The sequence below is a fragment of the Peribacillus sp. FSL E2-0159 genome (assembly GCF_038643155.1).
In the GTDB taxonomy this organism is placed as follows: Bacteria; Bacillota; Bacilli; order Bacillales; family DSM-1321; genus Peribacillus; species Peribacillus simplex.
Genome location: NZ_CP152053.1, coordinates 2,626,025 through 2,650,556, shown reverse-complemented (window position 1 = coordinate 2,650,556; position 24,532 = coordinate 2,626,025). Strand labels below are relative to the sequence as shown.

Annotated in this window: 21 protein-coding genes; 3 read left to right on the top strand and 18 right to left on the bottom strand. The window is 40.7% G+C overall.

Going from position 1 to position 24,532, the window contains the following annotated elements:
• Window positions 1–18 precede the first annotated feature (18 nt).
• The 8 genes from NYE63_RS13000 to NYE63_RS12965 form a co-directional block, all read right to left on the bottom strand.
• Window positions 19–1,320, bottom strand: a complete 1,302-nt coding sequence (locus tag NYE63_RS13000) for an aromatic ring-hydroxylating dioxygenase subunit alpha (RefSeq protein ID WP_342605458.1) — start codon at window positions 1,318–1,320, stop codon at window positions 19–21.
• 37 nt (window positions 1,321–1,357) lie between these two features.
• Window positions 1,358–2,143 carry an aspartate dehydrogenase gene (gene nadX, locus NYE63_RS12995; RefSeq protein ID WP_342605457.1) on the bottom strand — a complete coding sequence of 262 codons (786 nt, stop codon included), beginning with the start codon at window positions 2,141–2,143 and terminating at the stop codon, window positions 1,358–1,360.
• A gap of 16 nt (window positions 2,144–2,159) precedes the next feature.
• Window positions 2,160–3,605: an aldehyde dehydrogenase family protein gene (locus NYE63_RS12990; RefSeq protein WP_342605456.1), complete on the bottom strand. Its 1,446-nt coding sequence runs from the start codon at window positions 3,603–3,605 to the stop codon at window positions 2,160–2,162.
• A 12-nt stretch (window positions 3,606–3,617) separates the two neighbouring features.
• Window positions 3,618–5,306 (bottom strand): thiamine pyrophosphate-binding protein, encoded by a 1,689-nt coding sequence (locus NYE63_RS12985; protein WP_342605455.1) that lies wholly within the window; start codon window positions 5,304–5,306, stop codon window positions 3,618–3,620.
• Between the two features lie 26 nt (window positions 5,307–5,332).
• Entirely contained in the window at window positions 5,333–6,124 is a 792-nt protein-coding gene (locus NYE63_RS12980) for an SDR family oxidoreductase (RefSeq protein WP_101221933.1), read from the bottom strand.
• A gap of 101 nt (window positions 6,125–6,225) precedes the next feature.
• Window positions 6,226–7,164, bottom strand: coding sequence for a VOC family protein (locus tag NYE63_RS12975; RefSeq protein WP_342605454.1), 939 nt, complete (start codon window positions 7,162–7,164; stop codon window positions 6,226–6,228).
• A 123-nt stretch (window positions 7,165–7,287) separates the two neighbouring features.
• Window positions 7,288–7,821: a cupin domain-containing protein gene (locus NYE63_RS12970; protein ID WP_342605453.1), complete on the bottom strand. Its 534-nt coding sequence runs from the start codon at window positions 7,819–7,821 to the stop codon at window positions 7,288–7,290.
• 271 nt (window positions 7,822–8,092) lie between these two features.
• Window positions 8,093–8,908 carry an IclR family transcriptional regulator gene (locus NYE63_RS12965; RefSeq protein WP_137020733.1) on the bottom strand — a complete coding sequence of 272 codons (816 nt, stop codon included), beginning with the start codon at window positions 8,906–8,908 and terminating at the stop codon, window positions 8,093–8,095.
• A gap of 1,160 nt (window positions 8,909–10,068) precedes the next feature.
• Between NYE63_RS12965 and NYE63_RS12960 the strand changes: the two genes are divergently transcribed.
• Window positions 10,069–11,361 (top strand): MFS transporter, encoded by a 1,293-nt coding sequence (locus tag NYE63_RS12960; protein WP_342605452.1) that lies wholly within the window; start codon window positions 10,069–10,071, stop codon window positions 11,359–11,361.
• Window positions 11,362–11,683: 322 nt separating this feature from the next.
• The gene (gene yppF / locus NYE63_RS12955) at window positions 11,684–11,866 is read left to right on the top strand and encodes a YppF family protein (RefSeq protein ID WP_342605451.1); all 183 of its coding nucleotides are present in this window, start codon (window positions 11,684–11,686) and stop codon (window positions 11,864–11,866) included.
• A gap of 213 nt (window positions 11,867–12,079) precedes the next feature.
• Here yppF and NYE63_RS12950 read toward each other — a convergent pair whose 3' ends face one another.
• The 8 genes from NYE63_RS12950 to NYE63_RS12915 form a co-directional block, all read right to left on the bottom strand.
• A complete protein-coding gene (locus tag NYE63_RS12950) occupies window positions 12,080–13,405 on the bottom strand; it encodes a gluconate:H+ symporter (protein ID WP_342605450.1) in 1,326 nt (441 codons plus the stop codon).
• 57 nt (window positions 13,406–13,462) lie between these two features.
• Entirely contained in the window at window positions 13,463–14,185 is a 723-nt protein-coding gene (locus tag NYE63_RS12945; protein WP_342605449.1) for a GntR family transcriptional regulator, read from the bottom strand.
• 17 nt (window positions 14,186–14,202) lie between these two features.
• Entirely contained in the window at window positions 14,203–15,216 is a 1,014-nt protein-coding gene (locus NYE63_RS12940; RefSeq protein WP_342605448.1) for a sugar kinase, read from the bottom strand.
• The gene (locus tag NYE63_RS12935; protein WP_061463022.1) at window positions 15,209–15,964 is read right to left on the bottom strand and encodes a KDGP aldolase family protein; all 756 of its coding nucleotides are present in this window, start codon (window positions 15,962–15,964) and stop codon (window positions 15,209–15,211) included. The genes NYE63_RS12940 and NYE63_RS12935 overlap by 8 nt, the downstream gene beginning before the upstream one ends.
• Entirely contained in the window at window positions 15,961–17,070 is a 1,110-nt protein-coding gene (locus tag NYE63_RS12930) for a DgaE family pyridoxal phosphate-dependent ammonia lyase (RefSeq protein ID WP_342605447.1), read from the bottom strand. Before NYE63_RS12930 ends, NYE63_RS12935 begins: the two co-directional genes overlap by 4 nt.
• Window positions 17,048–18,151 (bottom strand): amidohydrolase/deacetylase family metallohydrolase, encoded by a 1,104-nt coding sequence (locus NYE63_RS12925; protein WP_342605446.1) that lies wholly within the window; start codon window positions 18,149–18,151, stop codon window positions 17,048–17,050. The genes NYE63_RS12930 and NYE63_RS12925 overlap by 23 nt, the downstream gene beginning before the upstream one ends.
• A gap of 598 nt (window positions 18,152–18,749) precedes the next feature.
• Window positions 18,750–20,339, bottom strand: a complete 1,590-nt coding sequence (locus NYE63_RS12920; protein WP_342605445.1) for a long-chain-fatty-acid--CoA ligase — start codon at window positions 20,337–20,339, stop codon at window positions 18,750–18,752.
• Between the two features lie 317 nt (window positions 20,340–20,656).
• A complete protein-coding gene (locus NYE63_RS12915; RefSeq protein WP_342605444.1) occupies window positions 20,657–21,103 on the bottom strand; it encodes a MarR family transcriptional regulator in 447 nt (148 codons plus the stop codon).
• Between the two features lie 121 nt (window positions 21,104–21,224).
• On the opposite strand from NYE63_RS12915, the gene NYE63_RS12910 reads away from it, so the two are divergent.
• Window positions 21,225–22,412: an MFS transporter gene (locus NYE63_RS12910; RefSeq protein WP_342605443.1), complete on the top strand. Its 1,188-nt coding sequence runs from the start codon at window positions 21,225–21,227 to the stop codon at window positions 22,410–22,412.
• Between the two features lie 430 nt (window positions 22,413–22,842).
• On the opposite strand, the gene NYE63_RS12905 is transcribed toward NYE63_RS12910, so the two are convergent.
• Together NYE63_RS12905 and NYE63_RS12900 are read right to left on the bottom strand one after the other, a co-directional pair.
• Window positions 22,843–23,886 (bottom strand): oxidoreductase, encoded by a 1,044-nt coding sequence (locus NYE63_RS12905; protein ID WP_342605442.1) that lies wholly within the window; start codon window positions 23,884–23,886, stop codon window positions 22,843–22,845.
• 60 nt (window positions 23,887–23,946) lie between these two features.
• The gene (locus NYE63_RS12900; protein WP_342605441.1) at window positions 23,947–24,375 is read right to left on the bottom strand and encodes a DUF1801 domain-containing protein; all 429 of its coding nucleotides are present in this window, start codon (window positions 24,373–24,375) and stop codon (window positions 23,947–23,949) included.
• Window positions 24,376–24,532 lie beyond the last annotated feature (157 nt).

Genomic DNA, 24,532 nt, shown 5'->3' with positions numbered 1-24,532 from the left:
CGTTCCCCCTCCCGCTTATCATTTCGTCATTAATTCAAGCCAGTACTTGTAAAAATTCCTTTGGCTCGCTTCAGTGAATTTATCATCGTAAGCAACACCCGGTCCTATAAAATCAACTGGTTCACGATGAAGCCCCATTGTATAATTGTAGGTTAAATTCTTTAGGAAAGGCATTGGGCCTTGGGCTGCTTCAGTAATATCCGTAAACACTTCCGTATCATCCTGTTCGAAAATACCGGATGGGCTAAAGGTCAAGATAAATGAATCTCTTGATCTATCTTTCCAATCTTGGGAGGCGTTCTTTTCCACGAGCATCCAAGCGATCACTTCCATTTTATTGTGACCGATTGGCCGCCACATTCTAATTGAAGTGTTGGAGATGAATTGGTCTTTGATTTTTGTATGGGATATTAAAAATGATAAGTTGGGGAAAACGTTCCCAATCATATTCTTTAAGTTTGATAACACTCCATATTGTTCTTCAGACAAATTAGTTTTAAATTCATCTTTCAATTCTTCCGGGAAAGCGAATTCAGGGTTAGGTGTCCCTAAGTTCAGTCCATGCCCGTTTTCCGTATGGATTTGAAAACCACGCTTTGAATAGGTAGCATTGGGTACCATGCCCAGTTTGGCAATGGATCCGTGTGTGACCATCGTATGATAGGAATCACCAACAAAGTTATCGGAACCAACTTTCCAGTTGGAATTAACAACGAATCTTTGCGGAACCCCGATTACTTCCATTTCTGCACGACCTACGAGTATATCCAAATACCATTTAATGTCTCCAAGAAACTCTTCAAGCGGCTCTGCATCTTCATTCCAAGTTCCAAATAAAAGACCTTTATAGGATGCAAGCTTCACTTTGTGAAGGCCCATTTCCGCCCGGTCAAGGTTGCCCCCATATATGTCCTTTTGTAATGGCACCCCTACGAGCTCACCAGTGTTTTTGAAATTAAACCCATGGTATGGACACGTAAATAATGACTTGTTCCCTTTATCTGCACGGCATAGTTTCATTCCGCGATGTGTGCACATATTATAAAACGCCCTGATTTCCCCTTCAGCATCACGAGTGATGATGAGCGAGTAGCCAGCTAGTTCACGGGTCATGAAGTCTCCTTTGTTGGGTACTTCAGAATCATGACCGACAAAAACCCATGTTTTCAAAAACACTTTTTCATGTTCTATATCATAAACCTTTGGGTCTCCAAGGAGGTATGCAGGTATAGCGCCTTCCTCTGGTTTAACCGTTTCGTTCAGATAGTTAATAACTTGCTGTTTCGACATTTCTTCTAAGGATTTATCAGTTTTAAGCATACTTTTTCTCTCCCTTCCAAGCTTTAAATCATAAGTCTTACCCGATTTGAACGCTCTTTTCCTTATTTTGCAGAGTAGCCAAAACACTTAATGCCGCTAGGTAACTCGTTTTCGGATTATTTGGCATCGGATCATTTTCCACTTCCAGTTTTAATTTCCCGAAAGAACCTGACGCTTCTATCAAGTGAATGTTTTTTAACACTTTTGGATCGGCAATGATTTTCACTTTCGTCTTTTCAGATCCAAGACCAGCCATAGACAGTACAATCGCAACATTTATGTTTCTCGGAAACTGTTTGATTGCTTCTGCAGCAGACCCTTCAAATAATACTGTTTCTTCTGTCACTGAAGAACTTGCTGGCAATGCGTTTGGCGGTTTTCTTGTGGTGATGCAAACAGATTCAAGGCCATTCACCGCTTTTGCCGATTTAAGTAAATCGAGACCTCCAATGGCACCAGACGGAAGGAGAATATTCACGTTATTATTTTTGCAAATCTGGTTTGATTGTTCTTCAAAGGCAGCATTCGCCATCACGCCTATGCTGCTTAGCAAGAGATCCTTCCCGCTTTTAAGCACTTTTAATGCATACTCTTCAGCTGCTTCAATCGTTGCAGCCTCTATGACTAAATCCACATCGGATTTAAGGAGTTCGTCGACATCACTATATGACCGTGTCCTGAATTCTTCAGCTATTTGTGCCGCGACTTCTTCTCGGCGGGCATAAATCGCAACAATTTCCCCACCTGGAAGAAGCCCTTCGTTATTAATTGCCTGAAGCAGAAATTTCCCGATATTACCGCATCCGATTAAACCTAACTTCATGTAGTTTCATCCTTCCTCAATCAGCAAACCCGTATGAGTCCGCAAAAAATTCCAGCCCGCAATGTCTTGTTTCCCGGGAAACACCACTTTCTTTTAAGCCAGGGAAATCCAGAGCCAAGTCGCTGAAAACGGTATGATTATTATGGAAAACCGCTCCAGCTTCAAGGCGATCTGCCATTTCGACAGCGATATCTTCATTTTCTGTCCAAACAGATGCACGCAGGGCAAACTCACTATCATTCGCTAATTTTACAGCTTCATCAATATCATTGAAAGATAAAATTGGAATGATAGGGCCGAATTGCTCTACCCGAACCAATTCGCTCTGCTGATCGACGCCAGTAATAATGGAAGGCAGCATATAATAACCTTTATCCCAAGTTTCAGGATTCAGCTGAATGCCGGTTGTGATTATATTTCCTCCTGACTTAGCGGTACGTTCGATCAAGCCATTCACAAAGTCAAATTGTGCTTTATTATTCAATGGACCCATAGTAACATCAGGCTGAATGCCATCACCAATTACCATCCGGCTAAACTCTTTGGTCAGCTTTTCCACAACCTCATTAAAACGTGATTCTTGGACGTAAACTCGTTTTACAGCAGAACAGACCTGACCCGCTGCTCGTAAGATCCCCATCCTCAAACGTTTGATGGCCGCTTCATCCATATTGGCATCTTCCAAAATGATGGCAGGATCATTGCCGCCAAGTTCCATATATACTTTTTGCAGATTTCCAGCTGATTTCTGCATGATATCTTTTCCGGTTTCCGTACTTCCGACAAACGCCAATGTCCGTACGCGTGAATCGGAGCATAGTGTGTCGCCGATTGCTTTTCCTGATCCTGAGACTATATTGATGACACCAGGTGGAAAATGTTCAGCAACTACTTTTAAACAGGTCATTATCGTTAAAGGACAATTCGTTGCAGGTTTTACGACAACCGCATTGCCTGCCAAAACAGCAGGTATGACCCTTTTAAATGTTAATATCATCGGAGAATTCCACGGTGTGATTATTGCCGTGACACCTCTTGCCCTTCTCCGGATTTGGACTTTTTGATTTCCTGGGAGCACTTCCGGCTTCCACCAATCAAGTAACTCTGCTGCACAGCCCTTCATGACTTCAACACAGCGCAGTAAATCCTTTTTAGCTTCAACAAGTGTTTTGCCATTTTCACGTACGAACACTGTAACATTTTCCTCGATTACTTTTGAAAGTTTTTCTGCCGCAGTGTTCATCCGGTTAGCCCGTTCCTCAATATCAGAGCGAGACCACGTTTCAAAAGCATTTTCTGCCGCTTCAATCGCGTCATTCACGATTTCTTCAGAGCATTTTGCCACCTGGCCAACTACTTCCGATGTATTTGCCGGATTTACTACATCGACTTTTTCCGTCGATTCTATCCATTCTCCATTAACTAGGTATTTTCCTGAAACCAATGGGTAAGTCGAAATCATTTTCAATCCTCCTTATAGTTTTTTTGGCTTGAATGCTTCTGCAGCTCCTGGCGGTCCGCCAAATGGCTTGGCCATTGGCCCCACAGCTTCCATATTAACAACGATCATTGAAGGTTTACGTCTTTCCTTTGCCTTCTTCAGTTCTGATATGAATTCATCTCCAGAACCAATACGGACTGCATCAAAATGCATGGACTCAGCCAGTTTCACAAAATCAGGACTCAATAAATCCACTGCTACCTGCCGGCCATATGCGGCTGTTTGAATATTGCGAAGAACCCCATAGCCTGAGTCATCGAACAATACGATGATTACTGGTAAGTTTTCTTCGGCTGCCGTGACCATTTCCCCAACATTCACCATAAACCCACCGTCTCCAGCCATAAGCACGACGGTTTTATCTTGGCACCCCATTTGGGCACCGATCGCTGTTGGAAGACCTTGACCAATTCCGCCGCCTGATGCATGAATGGATGTTCTCGGTTCATAGATTTCAAATAAACGGCTGCCCCAAACGTTTGCCTGTACGGTTACATCACGAACTAGAATGGTATCGTCAGGCAATATCTCCCTCATGCCATCTACAAATTGCTCATAAGGTCCAAGCGTTTCCCTGAGTTGGGCGCGAACTTCATTTCTAAGCGAAAGAACTTCATGTAAATAAGAAGGCTCCGCATGAACTGAATGTTCTTCAAGCTTTTGAATGATGGCAGCTAACATATCTTTTGCATCGCCAACCAAACCTACCGTGGCTTTATAGTTCCGGTTAATGGCCTGCCAATCCGCATCGATCGCTATATGTTCTTCCGGCACCGGCACTTTCCAGTTGGATGTTTCATTACCCCTAAACCTTACACCTATGCTAATCAATAAATCTGCATTTCTTAAAAACTCTTTTGTTGTTTCATATGCCGCAAAATGACCTATGCATTGTTCATGGTTTTCTGGAATCGAACCTTTTCCTGACTGACTTGTTATAACCGCTGCACCAAGGATTTCCGCCAATTTTTGCAGCTCTTGCGAAGCATTTGCACTGATGACTCCACCACCGGCCCATATTACAGGACGGCGTGCACCAATCATTTTTTGCACGGCTTGTTCTGGAATAAATGGCGTTGAATTTGTTGCTGATGTTGAAGCCGGCTGCCCTTCCAGTGAAAGATCTTCTATGATCGCCGATTGATAGTCAATGGGAATTTCCAATGTAACCGGTCCCGTTGGTGCAGTTAACGCTTCTTGGATCGCCTTTCTTACTACTGCTGCAGATTGCTCTGGGTTTCTAAGCCTCACTGCATTTTTACAAGCACCGCTCATCATTGAAAGCTGGTCTTTACACTCATGTATGTATCCTTTGCCAGTACCAAGGTAAGAAGAAGCCACCTCACCGGTAAGATGAAGAAGGGGGACACCTGCTGCCCAAGCTTCCACTAGTGAACCAGCAGCATTTCCTGCCCCTGTTCCGGTACTGGTAATCACTACACCCAATTTCCCAGTGGCGCGGGCATATCCATCAGCCATATTGACGGCACCGCTTTCACCGCGTGAACAAATGAGTTTGATGCTACCTTCTCTAAGAATTGCATCATAGATGGGCATATTGTGAATACTGACAATCCCGAAAGCAGCTTCCACTCCTGCTTGAACCAGCTCCTTTACAATGGAATCGGCGGTCGTAAACTCTATTTCTTCATGTATTTTCATCGCGTTATCCTACCTTTTTAATAAATTTAAAGTGCCTTTCCGATCGCTCCTGCCGTTTCAATCGTCGAGCCCGCTACATAACTTGCTTTGTCTGAAGCAAGGAAAACAATGACACTGGCCACTTCTTCCGCTTCCCCTACGCGGCCGAGAGGGATATTCCGTTTTTTCGCAAGGTCTCCGTAATACTCTTCAGGGTCCATATCAGGCGCATTTTTCAATCTTCTTCGCTCCCATTGATCGGTCCGGATCAATCCAAGACTCACTGAATTAACCAATATATTGTCAAAGGCCAATTCCTGGGACAAGGTTTTGCTTAAATTAAGGAGGCCAGCCCTTGCTGCTGCAGTCGCTACCATATGACGTTCAGGTTCTTTAGCAAGCGTTGCATTAATATTAATAATCCGCCCTCCTCCCCTTTTCACTAAATGAGGATGCGAAGCACGAACGGCATATATGATGGCAAAGAACTTTAACTGTATCTGCTCTTCCCACTGCTCATCCGTTATGTCAAAAAAGTGACCCATAACGCTTTGACCGGCTGCATTCACCAATATATCGATTCCGCCAAACCTCTCAGCGGTACCATTAATGAAAGAATCCACATCCGATTTTGATGTGACATCACATGTTGATGCAAAAATATCTGCCTTTTCACCAAATGAGAGCAATTGACTTTGTGCACTTTCCATACGCTCAGCGCTTCTGCCGCAAATAGCAACTTTCGCTCCTTCAGCTAAAAACATTTCTGCTGTTTTTAATCCCACGCCCGACGTGCCGCCCATAATGACAGCCACTTTTCCTTGTAATCCTAAATCCACTCTCTTCACTCCTTTTCAAAGTCATTTTCCTCAAACGATATCCTTTAATCAACAAGAAGCTAACTACGCGCAAGAATCATGGGAGGAAATCAAAATCCTCCTCATTTTTCCGCCATGACAGAATCATCTAAATGAGAATCAATCCAGCCTGGATCGGGATCTCCTCCCATTGCTTTGCGGGCTTCAGGTTTCGGCGGCCCTGCAATCCCCCACTGATCCATTAAATGCGGAACCCGTTTCCATACACGTGCTCTCCACTCAGATTCATCTTCGATCGTTTCCAGATAACATGTATACTCCATAACAAAACCGCCTGGGTCTTGAAAATAACAGAAAATATTGTCTCCCGGCCCATGACGTCCAGGTCCCCAAAGTTCTGACAAGCCCGCCTTTCGCACATTGCTTATACCTCGCATCAATTCATCCACGGAATCGACTTCGTATGCGATATGATTGACTGACGCATGCTCATCTTGATTGAAGGCAATGGAGTGATGCTTTCTGTTGCACCGGAGGAATGACATTTGGTGCTCACTCCAATCAGTAACTTTAAAACCAAGTACATCCGTATAAAACTCAACGATCATATCTAAGTTCTTCGTGTTCATTACAACATGATTCAATTTCACTGGATCAACATTTTTCTTACTCCAAATAGACGTTTGCACTTCCACCCAAGCCGAAAGCTCAATCACGCGGTTTTCCGGATCAATAAACCGCAGGCCATAACCGGCACCTGCTTCATCCAAATATCCAGGTGGTTCAATAATTCGAACGCCCTTCGATTGTAATATCCCGGCTGCACGATCCACCGCATTTTTATCGACCATGCCAAAAGCTATATGGTGCAATCCTCGTTTTTCTCCCTTGTGAAGGCTTAAAATATGATGTTCCGGTCCAGCCCCGCGGAAATAAACCGTATTCTCCTCTTCCGGAACATCCACTCTATCCAGTCCCCATACCTTTTCATAAAACTCTGCTTGATCGTCGAAATTCGGAGTTATCATGCTTATATGTCGTAAATGAGTAATCCCAAGCATTTTTTATACCTCCCATAATTTAGATTGCCCTTTAGATAATTTGCATTGGCCATCTTTTACAATCTAATCGAAAAGGGCGCCTCATTAATTTTCATAATGCAGGTGCCCTTTTCGGCTAAATGATCAGTCTTTAATGATGGCTTCTCTTTCTTTAGAGCGTTGTTTACGCAGTTCTTCCAGTTCACTGCCTTCAGGATATGTCGGTAAGTTAGGCTTCACTGCCCCTAGCATCACTAGCATGCGCGCCTCTACATCCCCGTCATTCCTGATTCCCCGATAAACCCCTGGTGGGCTGCTGATGCAGTCTCTCGCACTTAATTTAATTTCATGCACTTCACTGTAGCTGTCCTCTTGAATTAATGCCGTGACTTCACCCTCAAGAATGAAAAACACTTCTTCAACATCGTCGTGAAGGTGCAAAGGACCGACACATCCCGGAGGAAGCACCATTGTACTTAAAGTGAAATGTTCACCTGCAATTACATTCGTATCGTTATTGGCAGTGGCACCACGTCCGATATATCTCATCTGTGCGCGTCTATAAGCGGGATCAATTTCTTCTTGGAACTTCAAGACATCCCAATCAAGCGAACGGTCTTTCAATCGGGCAACATATTTTTTTTCAAAATCCTTCACTGAAAAAGCTTCTTTTGTCATTTTAAAATTCCTCCCTTATTTGTTGTTTCTAAACCGTATTATGTTTCATAAGCAAAACATTGTTTTGTCTATGAATTAAGTCTAAAATGAAACCGCTTCATTGTCAATTAGTTTTTAGAATATTTAAAACTATTTTTATAATCCGAACGCTCACCACTATGGGGTAAACTTGTAACGATTTGCTTTTCTTAACAAAAAAAGTGTGGATACCCTATTGGGAGATCCACACTTTCGAAAGAGGTTATTCATTTATTAATAGTTTTTATATCGTTCAGACATCTTCGTGTTGATAAGGCTTAACCCCGCTATATCCCATATAAACGGATAACTGCCGAGAAACTTCCAACAGTTTCGGCAAGGCAATTTTATCGATGAAATCCTCCTGGTAAGCAGACTCTGTTGCCACGACATTCAAGGCAGCCAATACTTTCCCAGTCCTGTCAAAAATCGGGGCGGCAACGGAACGGATGCCAGGGTGGAATTCCCCGCTTGTCATCGAATAACCATTTTGCCGAATCGATTCCAACTGTTTTTGAAATTCACCCGGCGCGGTGAGTGTTTTGTCTGTATAAGGAGTTAGGTTTGAGATTTTGAACATTTGCATTAGCATTTCTTTCGGTTGATATGCCAAAAGTAATTTTCCATTGGCCAAAGCATGTGCCGGCAGCCGCAAACCTATGTTCACATTGACAGCGGATACACCTCTGATCGGGGCACTTCCAACATAAACAACTTCCTGTCCATCCAAAATGGACAGATGGCAGGAGGCTCCGATTTCATCACGCAAGGTCTCCATATAAGGTTGGACAATTTCCTGGAATTTCAAGCTATTCAAATAGCTGAATCCCAATTCAAGAACTTTAGGAGTTAAACTATAACGTTTGGTATGTTCATCCTGAGACAAGTAACCAATATTTTGTAATGTGAATAATAAACGATATGGTACTGTTCTGCTTACTCCGAGTTGTTTTGCTATTTCTGAAAGAGACAAGCTCGGCTGTACTTCATTAAAGAGCTTAATGATTTCCAAGCCTCTAACCAATGAATTAGCACTATATTTCTCTTTCTCTTTTTCTTCGCTTGCCATTCGAGTATTCCCCCCGTTGTGAATAAATCTCATTTTCTCCTGACTAAAACCCATTCAGTAAAGCTTTCTTCATACCTAGAAAGAAGAACTTGCAGTATATGTACATTTTTTTCTGATAGTTCATTTTGTGAATGTTTTTGATGCATACTTCAATGGTTGCCTGTTTTCTTTTGCTTCCTTAACTAGACAGGAACTTTGGCGCCAGTAGCTGCGCACTGCCCTCTGCTTTACAAGTTCATCCGATCATATTTCGATGGATTGTAATCAATTCAAAAGTTTCCGTTTACTTTCTTTCATGCTAACAACAGCTGGTCTACGAGTCACATCAGATATAATCAACGCTTTCTCCACTTCCGGAAAACGGCTAGTAAAAGCCGAGAGCGATAACCGAGCTGGTGTCTTCAAGGGCTATTCCTTATCCCTATTCCTGATAATGAATTGGGCAGTACTGCAAATTGGCAACCATTTCTACCTCACAATCCTTTACTCTTCATGTATAAATAGAATAGTGTTTATGTGTCAATTAAAGCATATTTACATATATAAAACTATTTGGAAGGCCTAGCTTAATTGACGTTTCGATAGAAAAGCTCGTTGTTATATAACCAAATATAACCAATTATACAAGTGAAAACAAATAAAGAATTTTAATACATCGATATTCTCTGCCAAATCACGAAATTTTCCGTATTAAGTATTTCATATACAAAACAATATAAATGAATTATAGATTTTCCTGATTTTAAATTCAATATCAACAAGTCGGAATTTTTAATAATTTGTTAATAATTTGTTTTTTGGACACAAAGAATTAGATTTACTTCCATTTTAAGTCCTTGCTTGATAGAGTTCCATCTACTCAATAGGATGCAACAAAGTTCGATTTTGAACTGAAAGCGCTTATATTCTAAAAATAGAAAATTGTCAAAATATTAAATTGACAATCAAATTATTTTAATTTATCGTTAAGAAAGTAAAACTTTGTTTCCCTTACAAAACATACCGTTACTTTTTATCTATCAAAATTATAAAGAAAGGCGGGATAAAGCTCTTAAATGAAAAATCAAAACTAGTACCTTTCTAAAGGGATAACCTTAAGACACTTATACTCAATGGTAAGTGTTTTAAGGAATGCTAAAAAGCGACAAGGAGATGGTATTATGTTAAATGGGCAAAAAAGATGGTTGTATATTGCCGTTCCAATTTTTTTCTTTTGGTTTTTCGGACAAATTGATAAGGTTGGCATTTCCATCATTCAAACAGATCCAGAATTCCTTCATGCACTCGGTATGACTGGTGATGACAAAAATGCAAAGATCGGTCTTCTATCTTTTGTATTCACCATTGCTTATGGAGTTTCAAATCTTTTTTGGGGCTTCATCATTGATAAATTAGGTGCCCGAAAAACAGCCATCGCCGGTTTATTCGTTTGGACACTCACGATGATTATGTCAGGCCTAGCAAATTCATATGAAATATTTTTAATTAGCAGGATAATTCTTGGTTTTGGTGAAGGGATGATGATTCCGGTTTCCGGAAAGCTCATTTCTAACTGGTTTAATAAACGCGAATTGGGGAGGGCCCAGGCATCTTGGCTTACCGGAAACTATTTAGGACCGGCAATGGGAGCCGTTGTTTTGGTGCTCGTGATATCTTTACTCCACTGGCAAGCAGCTTTCTTTATGCTTGCAGCTTTCAACTTATTTATAAATATCCCGATGTTCATCTTTATGACGAGGAATACGCCAGAAGAGCACCCCCGTATAAGTAAGGAGGAATTGGCTTTCATTCGCCAAACGGATGATGAAATGAAAGAAACCACCTCCTCCGAGAACAAGAAGAGTTTCGCCCAAGATTATCGTTTCTGGATCGTTTGGTTCGGCATGCTCGTATGCTCCTTCTTATTTTTCGGAATCAGCATTTGGCTTCCTACATATCTCATTGAAGCAAAAGGATTCGAAAAGGAAGGAATGTCGAGCATTACTTCACTTTCCTGGCTATTCGCTTTAGGATTTGTCTTGGCCTGCGGTTTTCTGGCTGACAAAACCAGACGTCCAAGTTTGATGGCCACGATTCTATTTTCATTGACGGCAGTCTTTTTAACTGTAGCTGTCTTTATCCCCAACCCTATTTTGGCCGGACTATGTATGGGACTGGCAATGGGATGTCAAGGCGGTGTGTTCCACCTAAGCAATATGCTCATGGTAAAATACTCAACACCTGAAACGGCAGGACGAGCCGCTGGTCTAATTGGATTCACGAATATCATGGGCGGCTTTTCGAGCTATATTATGGGATGGCTTCGTGACTTGTCTGGCGGGGACTTCAGTTCATCGATCGCCATGCTGATTTTTACAGCCCTCTTAGGCTTGGGCGCTTATTTATTCTCCATAAAGAGAGAATCCGCAGAGCTGCGCTTATCACCTATACCTGTACAAAAGATACAAGTATGAAGCTGAATGCCCCTTGTAAAATTAGGGCCAACATTTTTTTATCACTTTGATGAACTATCCGACCCTTGAAATTCAAGGGTTTTTTCTTGAGCAGACTTAAAAGCTAGACGGTAGAATAGAAGTTAGAAAGAGCTCATACCAGAAGGTATCGCTCTTTTTTGCATATCCCGATAATATTTTGTCAATTTTCCAGCTCTTGCCCAAATCGCTCCTTTATTTGTATAAATATGTCGATAGTTAAAATATTCAAAAAATGATATTTTTTTGAATACCCATGTTATATTGTTAATGGAAAAAAATACTTGTCAAGTAAGGTGAGTGTGTGAATATAGAAGTTTTAATCCTCCATTATATTCAGGAAAAACGTCAGAAGCCTAACCATGCCAATGAATTGCTGGATTATATTCAGAATGAATATGTAAACGGAAAGCTGTCGATCTTTCAATATAGAAGTCTCTGTCAGGAATTATATCTTCGGGGAGCAAAACAAACGTCTTCTGGATGAAACTACACCCCTGTCACAGTCATACTACTTCGAATTCTGAATGAATTTTGTTTCTGTTTTCCACAATCGACCTATCTTTAAGAGCTAAGCCAGTCATTTACTTAGAGAATAAATCCCTCCCCTGTATGTTCATAACTAAATAAAAGCCTCCTTGATCTGTCACCCCAAGACAGATCAAGGAGGTAAATGCTACTTATTCAGACCCTTTATTTATTAAATGAATATATCGAAAATTAAAACCAAACCGAATGCCACGAAGGAAAGTAATGTTTCCATCACTGTCCATGTTTTGAATGTTTCTTTAACGGTTAGTCCCATGTATTCTTTTACTAACCAGAAACCGGCGTCATTAACATGGGAGAACATAAGTGATCCTGCTCCCGTGGCAATAACAAGCAATTCTAGATTAACACCCGTCATATTGGCAACGACCGGTGAAACGATCCCCGCTGCCGTGGTCAAAGCGACGGTTGCAGAACCTGTGGCAATCCGAATCAATCCGGCCACAAGGAAAGCAAGAACGATCGGGGATAAAGAAATTTCTTCAGACATAGAAGCGATTGCAGTCCCTACGCCACTATCAATTAAGATTTGCTTGAATCCTCCGCCAGCACCGATAATTAGTATTATGGAAGCTAATGGCAATAAGCATTCTTCCGTCAACTTTTTAATTAGTGATTTATCCATTCCCTGTCTGTAGCCCAAGAAATAGTAAGCTGCAAAACAGGAGATTAATAGGGCGATCACTGGACTTCCGATAAACAATAAGAATTTTTCAATGAAACCCGGTATCGGAAGATAAGGAGCCACTACAGTTAAAACCATCAACAATACAGGCAAAAGGATGATGAAGAACGAAACTCCAGTGCCTGGTAATCCACTTGACTTTGTTTCCACCCGGATCAATTCGGGTTCTCCAACAGGAATAACCCGTTTATGAATCCATTTTGCGAATAGAGGTCCCGCAATTACAGCAGTCGGGAATGCGATGATCAATGAGTACAGAAGTACGTGCCCCATGTTAGCATTATAGATTCCGATAGCTGTCATGGCTCCCGGATGCGGAGGTACCAGCCCATGTACAATCGATAAACCAGCAAGTACTGGAATACCAATTAACAAGATGTTCACTTTGGTTGATTTCCGAATGGAAATGACCAAAGGCAGCAATATTACTAAACCAACCTCGAAAAATACCGGAATGCCGATGATGAAACCAGATAAAAGCATGGCCCATGGCAGGTTTTTCACACCGAATTTATTAATGAAAAAGTCAGCAACCTGCATACCAGCTCCAGAGTCGGACATCATCTTTCCTAAGATGGTCCCTAAGGCCAATATTCCAATAAGATGTCCAAGGACCGCTCCGACACCCGTTTCATAAGCTCCAACAATCTTGTCCATGGGCAGTCCAGAAAAAACCGCTAAAAATAAACTGGCTACAGTCAAGCTAATGAATGCATGCCATTTCCACCATGATACCCCCAAAATAACAATTACGATTGCTATCAGCGTGATTCCTAATAAATATAGATCCATATGTTCTCCCCACCCCTAAGAAATCGCTTACATTCAAACCAATACAATAAATGGAAATTATTGTACCGGCTCGTTATATGTCACAATGTAGTTCTGTTTAGCCGTATTGTAATACCCTTCACTGTATTCCATAACATTTCCGTCCCCATCACTGGAAATCCGAATCCTTTTTAGTACAGGACTATTGTTTTCGATTTTCAGTGTTTCGCAAATGTGATCCGGAGCGATAGCAACGGCAAACTCATCTCTGAATGTTTCAAGTTTAAAGTTTTGATCTTCCAAAAAGCGGTACAATGAATTGATTTGGACCTCTTTTATCTCTTCTTGGTTTAAATCAAGTGATACATAATGTGTAAAGTAAATATAAGGTTCATTGTCCAATAAATATATCCGTTCGATACTTATGCAATGGTCACCAAATAAAGATTGCAGCTTAGAGTCTGAAGAAAGGTCAACATGACTTATGTTTAACACCTTTTTTAAAATGGAGTGCCCTTCCTCCACCAACAGCTCTGTGAAACGCTTTCCTTTGGAAAGTTTGACAATCGAACCATTAGCTATCACTCTAGTGCCTTTGCCGCTTTTCTTTTCAACATACCCCTCTTGCACAAGTTCTTTGATTGCATTACGGACAGTGACCTTACTTACGTTAAATTCTTCTTCCAAAAGAGGCTCAGAGGGAATGTTTGTGTCGATGGCATAAACCCCATGTAAAATACGATCCTTTAATATTTCTTTTATCTGTAAATACATCGGTCCATTTTTTCTGTTCACATTCATTCCTAATCTCCTGCCTTTTATCTCTTAATATCTTCCATTTTACCTTCCATTGCCGAGAGTATCTCCTTTTCGGTTGCCAAAGGAGTATCTCCAACGACAGTACATGCCAGCATTCCTGATACAGCCGCAAACCGAACTGTCTTTTCAGGGGAATATCCCCGTAATTCGCCATGTAAGATTCCGCTGGTATAAGCATCGCCAGAACCTATTCTATCATATACGGAAAATGATAGGCTATCGGAAAAGTAAAATGTTTCTTCCTTGTACATATACCCCCTCAATGTATGGCTATTATCACTGTTGATTGAACGATGCGTCCCTGCTATTGATTGAATATTGAATGTCTTGGCCACTTCAGGGATCAATTCAATAAGCTGCTCTTCCCTTGTGGAGCCTTCTGACTTCATACCTAATATATATAGGGCGTCTTTCTCATTCATCATTACGATATCAGCCAAAGAAAGCATTTCTTCATAATGAGGTTTTGCGTCAGCGTAACCTCCCTCCCATAAAGAGGGGCGGTAATTGCAATCGAAACAGACTGTACCGCCTTTTTCTTTGACTTTTCTAGCCAGCACCTTCATACTTTCCCGGACATTTTCCGCCATTGCAAGCGTGATCCCACAAAAATGGATGATATCCGTATTATCCGAAATCATATCCAGATCATAATCGGATAAGGAAGCTGTATTAAAACTGCTTTCAAGTCGATTGGAATATGTGACACGGCTCGCCCGCTGTCCAAAACCATTTTCCAAAAAGTACATCCCCATGTATTTGCCACCTCTAGAGATGAAGTCCCTTCCTATTCCTAAGCGCTGCAAAGATGAAATGGCTGAATCCCCAAGCGGGTTATCCGGTAACTTTGTCACAAGATATCCATCATGTCCTAGCTTTGTCATCGCAGAAGCAACGTTTACCCCCGTGCCTGAAAAGGAGTATTGCAGAGTGTTAGCCTGTGAAAGCAATTCATACCCTGGTACCTGCAAACGCATCATTACTTCCCCGAATGCCACAATTCTTTTAGGCATATTTTTCAACCAATTTTTTTGTTATGGCCAATAATTTCCGAACATCCTCCCCATTCGTTTTTCCAGTCTCTTCATCGATGATGGAAGAATATACATGGGGAATGACTTTAGGCACTTTTGCTTCTAATGCGATTTCTAGAATGGTCTCGAAATTATTTAAATCGATTCCACCTGTTGGTTCCAAAGCAAATCCCTCTTCACCACAAGCTTTTGCTACAGCACGATACTCATCTTCATGCTTCAGGCCTTTCATCGGGAAGTATTTCAATGCATTTCCTCCCATATCGCGAACCAGCGCAATAGCAGCTTTGATAGGCACAATGGCAGTTTCACTTGCACCTGCACTTACTGGACCAGTGGAGATATTCACATAACCGACTTTCCCAGTTGGAGAAACAAGTGAATTTATCCAGCTATCCTTCTCACCTAAATTGGCCCTCGTAGCACCAACAGCCGGAAAAACTTGGTTAATATGACTGCCTGGATAGTATTTTGCTATTTCTGCGACAACTGCTGCCTGTCTATTATCGCCCGCGCCCAATCCTATTGAAACGGCCTCATCAATGGCTTCACCGTACTCTTTCATTGCTGTAACACCAGCTTCCACTGTTGGATAATCCTTTGAAAGTACTCCAACCAATACATGTCCTTCAGCTGCTTCAAAGACTTCCACTGCATTTTCTACACTATTTGCAAGTACATTTAAGGCTACACGATCATTCAATAACCGTTTGTTTATGTTAGTCATCCTTGTTTTCCTCCTAATATGGTTCTTAATTGAGCTTCAATGACATTTATATCATCACCTTGCAATGGACGCGGATCTATATCGAAAAAGCCTTGCCGTATCCCATAATCACGTGTATAAATGGCAATATCTCCATTTCTGAGCTGCTCGTTCACATCTTTCGCCGTTGTTTCCGTTATCAAAGGATCAATGGAAATACGTGCTCTATATATGGCACGACCTGCTTCATCCTGAACTATCGTTACTTTTACGCCATCAATGGAGTCAAGTGATGTGAGAACTTGTAAACTAGCTTTTTCTTTTTCGCTATTATCCGTCTTGACAAAATACTCATCCAATGCCTGAAGCAGCCCAAAGGTAGTTTCCTTTCCGACCTTCATGCTCCTTCCAATACAATGCAATTGAACCTTTAACCATTCGATATATTTCTTTCTGCCAGCAACGATACCGGATGTGGGACCTTCAATGGCTTTTGATCCACTATAAATCGCCAGGTCTGAAAATTGCACATATTTTTCCAAGTCTTCCTCCGCTGCTGCATCGACAATCAGAGGGATATTATTCGTATTGGCCACTTCCCATGCTTCTTCGACCGATATCATATTTTTCTGTACGGCATGATGTGATTTCACATATAAAATGGCGGAAGTATTTTCATTAATGGCATCCGCAATATGTTCCGCCTTTCCCTCGTTTGCATACCCAACTTCAACCAATTTTCCGCCACCAAGGTAAATCATGGTTTCAACCGGAGCACCATACTGAACGTTATGGCCTTTCAGCATGATGATTTCATTCTTTTGAATGAGATCTTGATGAAGCCTTTCGCTTTTCCTTCTGTTTCCTTCAGTAACGATCGCCGCTACTGAAAGCGCAATTCCACTTGATGCTGAGTTAACGACGACCGCTGCTTCAGAATGAAGCAAATTCGCTATATGCTGTCCTGACTTATCGACTAAATCAGAAATTTCCACATAATTTTGCCCACCTTTTTTCATCGCGTCCATCACTGTGTCAGTAGGGGCAGAAACCCCTAATATGCTCATTCTTCCACTTGCATTGATGACTCTTTTCAAACCGTAATTAGCATTCAATGAATTCTCCATTTATAACCACTCCTTTAACAACAACTCTTTTTTCTGCCATCCTTTTTTCGCCATCGGAATCCAATAAAAGGGTCTGCTCATTATCAATCGAGAATAAGGTTAAGTTCGCAATATCCCCAGCTAAAATCCTGCCTAGCTCTGGTTTATTCAACCAAGCTGCTGCATTGACCGTAACGGCATCAATTACTTCTTTTAATGGATAACCGAGGTACAAAAATTTTGTAAGCACCTTTGCCATATTAAAAACTGGCCCATTCTCTCTGTTTTTACGATATATATCCGTACTGATCGTATTGAATCGGATTCCCCTCTTTTTCGCCATTTCTGCAGTTTTAAAAGAAAAGCTTGCCGTTCCATGACCTACATCCAAATGAACACCACGTTCAATCGCCTTACATAACTCAGGCAGTGGCTCTTCTCTTTCATCAAATAAATTATTCGCTTTACCATTTAAGAAATGTGTAATAATGTCCTTTTCCTCAAGTAAATCAAGGACTTCCTTGATATCAGGCGGCCCTGAACCGATATGAACCATTAATGGTAAACCAGTTTCAGCCGAGAACTTCCTAGCGATTTTTAATGGCTCGACACCATTTGGACCAACCACACTTTTACTTATTCTCGCTTTAAGTCCAACGACAAAATCCCCGTACTTGGAAATTGCCTTCCTTAATTCTCCTTCGTCCAGCCATGAAATATCCGATAACTCATCAATCCTTTTCAATCCAATCCGCGAAATATTCAGAAAGGCGAAAACATTCGTTTTGGAATTTTCACAACTGCTAACCAGATCAGATATCCTATCTGCTCCCGTGCTTCCCGCATCAATGACCGTCGTTACACCAGTTTTATATCCAATCTCATCAACCTCATCACCATAAGGATCGAATTCCGGGAAAGCATGTACATGCATATCAATCCATCCGCTCGAAACAAATACTTTTTGATCATAATCTATTACCTTATCTCCTGTTGCAGTTCCGGGAAGTGCGATTTCTTTAATCATCCCATTTTCCAGTATGATATCCGCTGCATTTCCCTCTAACATCTTTACATTCTTCAGAACTAACGTATCTGTCATTTCCCTCATCCTTTTCGGTACATCCTATCGATTGCAAGTACTTTGTATACGGTTACACTGAATTGTGTGAGAATTCATTTCATTTCTCTTTACAAAAATAGATTATCATATTTCGTCGAACTAATCAATATAACGTTATAATGTTTGATTTAAATTTACAAAATCTTTAATAGATCACCGCTTATTTTTCTATGTGCTCATTAGTTTCCTCCATATAGCGTGATCTCATTTAGGTTTTTTTAAATTTCACTCGACTATTCTTAAAACAAAAGGCGGGAAGAAAAACAATCTGTTTTTCTTCCCGCCTTTTGTTTTTTTACGAATTGTTACAAAATAACCATTGATGTAAGCTTCTATTCTAATTATCCAGAAATAATGATTTTAAAGAAAAACTAATCTCTAATTTAGATTCTTTTTTTCTTTTTCGTTAATTAATCTACCTGGTTCCTAGTATTATAGAGGAAATTGTGCTTTCCATAATTATAAAAACCAAGAATGCTGATTTAAATGCATTCTTGGTTTTTTTATTTGCCGTACTTTTATTTTAACTTTTTATAGCAAGCCCGTAATACATGTCCCGTTCCTATAATGAAAGCCTTTAATTTACCTTTTTCGATCCTTTCCAATGAATTTCCCTCAAACGGTATTTTTGTAGCTTACCTGTTGCCGTTTTCGGTAAAGACTCTACGAATTCAACTTTTGTCGGTGCTTTAAAGTGGGCCATTTTTGAGCGGCAAAAGGTAATGATCTCATTTTCTGTCACTTCCGCTTTGGGGTGCAGCACAATGATTGCCTTAGGCGTTTCTCCCCATTTATCGTCTGGGATGGCAATGACCGCTGCCTCCAAAACATCTGGATGTTTGTACAATATCCCTTCCACCTCTGTTGAAGAAATATTTTCTCCCCCGGAAATGATTAAATCCTTAGCCCTGTCCTGTATTTCTATATATCCATTAGGATAGGTCACTGCCAGATCCCCAGTATGGAACCAGCCATCCTTAATTGCTTCGGCCGTCTTTTCCGGATCCTTATAATATCCTTCCATTACAACATTGCCGCGAGTAATGATTTCCCCCAGTTCCTTTCCATCCCAAGCGACTGATTTCCCATCTTGATTGACTACCATCGTTTCCCCATTGAAAACCAATTCAATACCTTGTCTTGCCTTTATTATTGCTTGTTCGTCCGCCGATTTAGCTTCAAACTCATCCTTCCACTCGTTATATAGGATGAAAGGGGAAGTTTCTGTTAATCCATATACGTGAATCATATTCAAACCAAGGATTTCTTGGGCCTTTTGTATAAGCGCTGCTGCTGGAGGAGCACCTGCTGTTGCCATCCTTGGACGCACTTTGATACTTGTTTCCTTTGCTTTAGGATCATTCACTAGCATATTTACTACAGTAGGTGCTCCACATAACAATGTAATATTATGATGGGCGAATAATTTGAGGATAAGAGGGGGATCAACTTTCCTTAAACATACATGAGTCCCTCCAGTAGCCGTTACCGACCATACACCGCCCCAGCCATTAGCGTGAAACATTGGCAGGGTATGTAAGTACACATCGTCATGCTTCACTCCAAGGTGATAAATGAAATTAGCGGCGTTCATGTAATTCCCGCGATGGGTTAACATTACCCCTTTTGGTTTTGAAGTCGTTCCACTCGTATAATTTATAGTCAAAAGTTGATTTTCATCGATGGTAACCTCTGGCAGTCCTTCATCAATTCCATGCAAAATGAAATTTTCATAGTCTATTCCAGGTAAAGTGGTTTCATGTCCTTCCACAGGCACGATAATGATTTTTTCCAATGAAAGTCTAGTAATGATCTTTTCGATCGGAGCAGTGAATTCTTCATCGACTATCAACATTTTTGAATCGCTATGCTTGATGATATATTCCAAATCCTCTGCAGCAAGCCTATAATTCAAAGGAACCATTACCGCTCCCATTTGACATATGCCATAAAAACATTCCAACATATAATGCGTATTTGGCAACATTACTGCAATATGGTCACCTTTTTCAATTCCCGAAGAATAAAGTGCTTTGGAAAGCTGATCGGCCCGCTGCCCGAATTCCTTGTATGTAAACTCTTTCTCTTCATCGATGACTGCCACTTTATGAGGATAATATTTTACGGCCCTGCGCTTCCAATCCATTGGGGTTAATGGGGAAAACATTTTTACCATCTCCTTTTTTTGAGATTCTCTGCTTACAGCACCCTGCCTGGTTCGTCATTATGAGTCATTGAGAATAAATTTCTTAACCCTTTTGATCATATTCATTTTCCAAACGTCATATCTTCTTTAATGGATTTCTTACATCATTTAAAGAATCATTGAATGACCCCTAACCTTTATAGTCGGGGGAATGCACATTCGAATATTTTTTAATTATTCTGATAATTAACCCCCTAAAAACAGTGGAATTCACTGCTTTAATAATTATATAGAGCTTCTTCTTTCTATTATAAAGGAAATTGTACACGTCAGGAAGACTATATTTTATTCTCTATGCGTGACGACACATGTTCGGTCAGTTTCCCAACGATTTGTTTAAGCCGTTCCGTTTCCTCTTCATTTAGGACGCTATAATAGTCACGAAAGATTTTGGCAAAACCCTTTTTGATAGAATGGTAGGCATCCCTTCCACTTTCGGTGGATTGGATAAAAACGACCCGCCGATCATCCTCACTGTGTACCCTTTCAATCAATTTCTTCCGTTCAAGCCGGTCAATTAGTGCAGTTCCTGCTGCAGGTTTAATCTTCAAATGATTCGAAACATCTTTAACAGCTATGGATTCATTCAAGACTATTAATTGCAATGCGCTATACTGTACAGAAGTTAAATCATATTTAACCAATAACGGTTCAACCAATTCCTGTGAGAGGCTGCTTAGTTCCTTGATTTCTAGATGTAAATTATACAATTCACTTGAATGCATGTTTGACAATCCTTTCTTATTGACACTATCTATCTAAAACTATAACATAATTAACGTATCAAAAAATTAACCATGCGAATTAAATTGGTTATTGATTTTTAAAGAGAGAGAGAGGCTGTCCATGTCAGCAGAACAACGCAAAAAGATCATTATCCTTATGATCAATATGTTTATAGCAATAGGAAGTTTCGGTATCATCATTCCCATTTTACCAGCATACCTTGCTTCCATTAATCAAGGCGGAACCGCCGCTGGCCTAATGATTGCCATTTTCGCGGGTGCACAACTTATCTTTTCGCCAATTGCCGGAAAATGGACTGACCAATTCGGGCGCAGAAAAATGATTATTTATGGATTGGTCGGTTTGACTTTATCCATGTTTATTTTTTATGCAGTCAATTCCATTTGGTTATTATATGCTTCACGTATCATTGGCGGGATCGGGGCAGCTTTGCTTATACCCGCAATTTTTGCTTATGTAGCCGATATCACCACATTTGATCAACGCGCTAAAGGCAATAGTTTAGTATCTGCCGCCATGTCCCTGGGAATTGTAGTAGGTCCAGGAATTGGAGGTTTTTTAGCTGACTTTGGCTTGAAGTTTCCCTTTTTGATTTCTGCGCTGGTATCCCTATCAGCTGTGGTATTTTCGATTTTTGTTTTAAAAGAAAGCGAAACGGCACAGGTTACTCAATCCATGGATGCAAAAACTGAAACGATGGTTCGGAAGATTGCCTTATCCGTGAAAATGCCCTATTTCATCCCACTTATCATTACTCTTGTAATGAGCTTTGGCTTAATGGCATATGAATCTGTAATTGGTCTGTATCTTGATAATCAATTCAATTCAAGTCCTAAGGACATCGCCGTCATGGTTACAGCCACCGGTATCGTCAGTGTAATAGTACAACTGTTTGTCGTCGACCGGATTGTACGGCGTTTCGGGGAAGTGAATGTGCTGAATCTCTTTATCAGTGTTGCAGCCATCGGTTTCCTCCTATCACTTTTTGCTTCAAGTTACCTGATTTTCTTTTTAATTTCACTTATCATCTTCCTTTCCACTTCCATCTTACGTCCAGTTCTTAACACACTGATTTCCAAGATGGCAGGCAATGAGCAGGGCTTTGCAATGGGTATGAATAATGCATATATGAGCATCGGAAATGTGCTCGGACCCACACTTGCCGGAATGATGTATGATGTCCACATTACCTACCCGTTCATGTTGGGCCTTATCCTCTTATTCATTACTTTGATGATTACAATGGCTTGGCAAAAGCGATCTCTTCATGCAAAGGCATTATCCTAGAGCTTAAAGAGGCATTTCAAGTTTTCACCTTAATGAAACCCCCGAGTAGCAGCCGCTATTCGGGGGTTTTCATTAAGATTGTTATTTCCTATCTTCTTGTAGTCGAGATCCTCCAAAACAGTTTAATCCGAGTAAATGTACAAACCTTACGTGTATTTGCTTCAAATTCACGAGTAAATGTACGATTCTCACGAGTATTTACTCCAATTTCACGAGTAACGCTTCAAACTCTTGATTATTTGCTCCAAATTCATGAGTAAATGACACAAAATCTTGCGTAATGTTCGAATTCACGAGTAAACAGCTAAAAACTCATGCGCAACACTCGAATTCACAGGTATTTGCTCCATTTGTTCCATAAGTTAATGATTTTATTTGACCAAAATAAAAAGCGGCCTTATTTCGAATAAGGCCGCTTATCATAATGATTTCATTTAATATATACGGCTTTTTTCCCTTTACTACTTTCAAAAGCCGCATCAATGATTTTAATGACCGATAACCCCTCTTGAGCAGTGACTGGAGCTTTTTTCCCGCTCAATATACTATCGGCAACCGCCTGGTAATACGTTAAATAAGATCCATGCAGTGTTTCAATGGTTTCATGTATCTCATTTTCTCCTTCAACCGTAACCAGCTTACCATAGAATTCGGGATCATCTGCACCCCAAGAATCATTCATCGGTTTTTTACCCTCACTTAGGGCCGCCTCTTGGCAATCAAGACCGTACTTAATAAATGATCCTTTACTTCCATGCACCTGATACCGCGGTCCATTATACGGAACGATTGAGCCTGAATGCAAGATAACTCTCAGCTTTTCATATCCTAATATCACATGGAAATAATCATCCGTTTTTGCATTTTCTTTTTGGGAAAATACATCTGCCCAAACGAATTGCGGCAATCCAAACAAATGCAGTGCCTGATCGATGAGATGTGATCCTAAATCATAAAGCATGCCTGATCCCGGGCCTGGTTTTTCCCTCCATCTATCCCTGACTACAGGCCTGTATCGATCATAATGGACCTGGTATGTATTGATATCCCCAAGCACTCCATCATCCATAAGTTTTTTCACAGTCAAAAAGTCATTATCCCATCTCCGATTATGATAGACACTTAATAGCAGATTCTTTTCCTCGGCAATCTTAATGAGCTCCTCTGCCTCCCAAGCTTCCACTACCATCGGCTTTTCGAGGATGACATGCTTCCCGGCTAACAAGCTTTGCTTGGCCATTTCATAATGCAAACCACTCGGTGTCGTAATAACAGCCAAATCAATTGATGCGTCTTCTAGAATTTCCTCTAAGCTGCTTACCACTTCTACATCTTTCAAATCTTTTTGGACTTTTTCTTTATTGGAGCTGACAACTTTCGCTATTTGAAACTGCCCTAAAACACTTAGTAATGGCGCGTGAAAAGTAGCTCCTGACAATCCGTACCCAACTATGCCCACTTTAATTTTTCTCATTTTCGTTCCCACTCGCTTTCTTGTTCCTCTTAAACAATTATAAACTGATCATACGTTCTATTATATTTCATTGTCCGGGTACATATCTCTCAAAAACTTGACAGACTGATTAATCAATTCTTTCAATACATTAATATCGATATCTGCCACTTTGTTGATATACACACACCCTTTTCCGGAAGTGTGTTTTCCAAATGACTTTAACAATTCTTCCCTTTTTTTATCCCCTGGAGTGAAATATAAACTGATTTTAGCTTTTCGAGGGGAAAAGCCTACCAAAGGGGCATCGCCTTCGTGACCTGATTCATATTTATAATGATAGACACCGAACCCAATGATGCTCGGTCCCCACATCTTTGCCTCATAACCTGTCGTTTTGGTGAAAACATCCAACAACTCATATGCATCTTCACGCTTTTTTTGATTATCGACGTTCTCAATGAACTCAATGACACTACTGTCAGTTTCTTTGGTTTTTTGTTTATACATGGCCGGAACCTCCCATACTAAAAGTTTTAAAAATGCAAAAGATATCCCTTGCTCAAAACTTAGTACACAATATGATGGTGTTTAAGATTGACGTGTATGTATACAGCCTTCATTATCGCTGAATTCCTAACTATTCAAATGATTGGCGGACGAACTT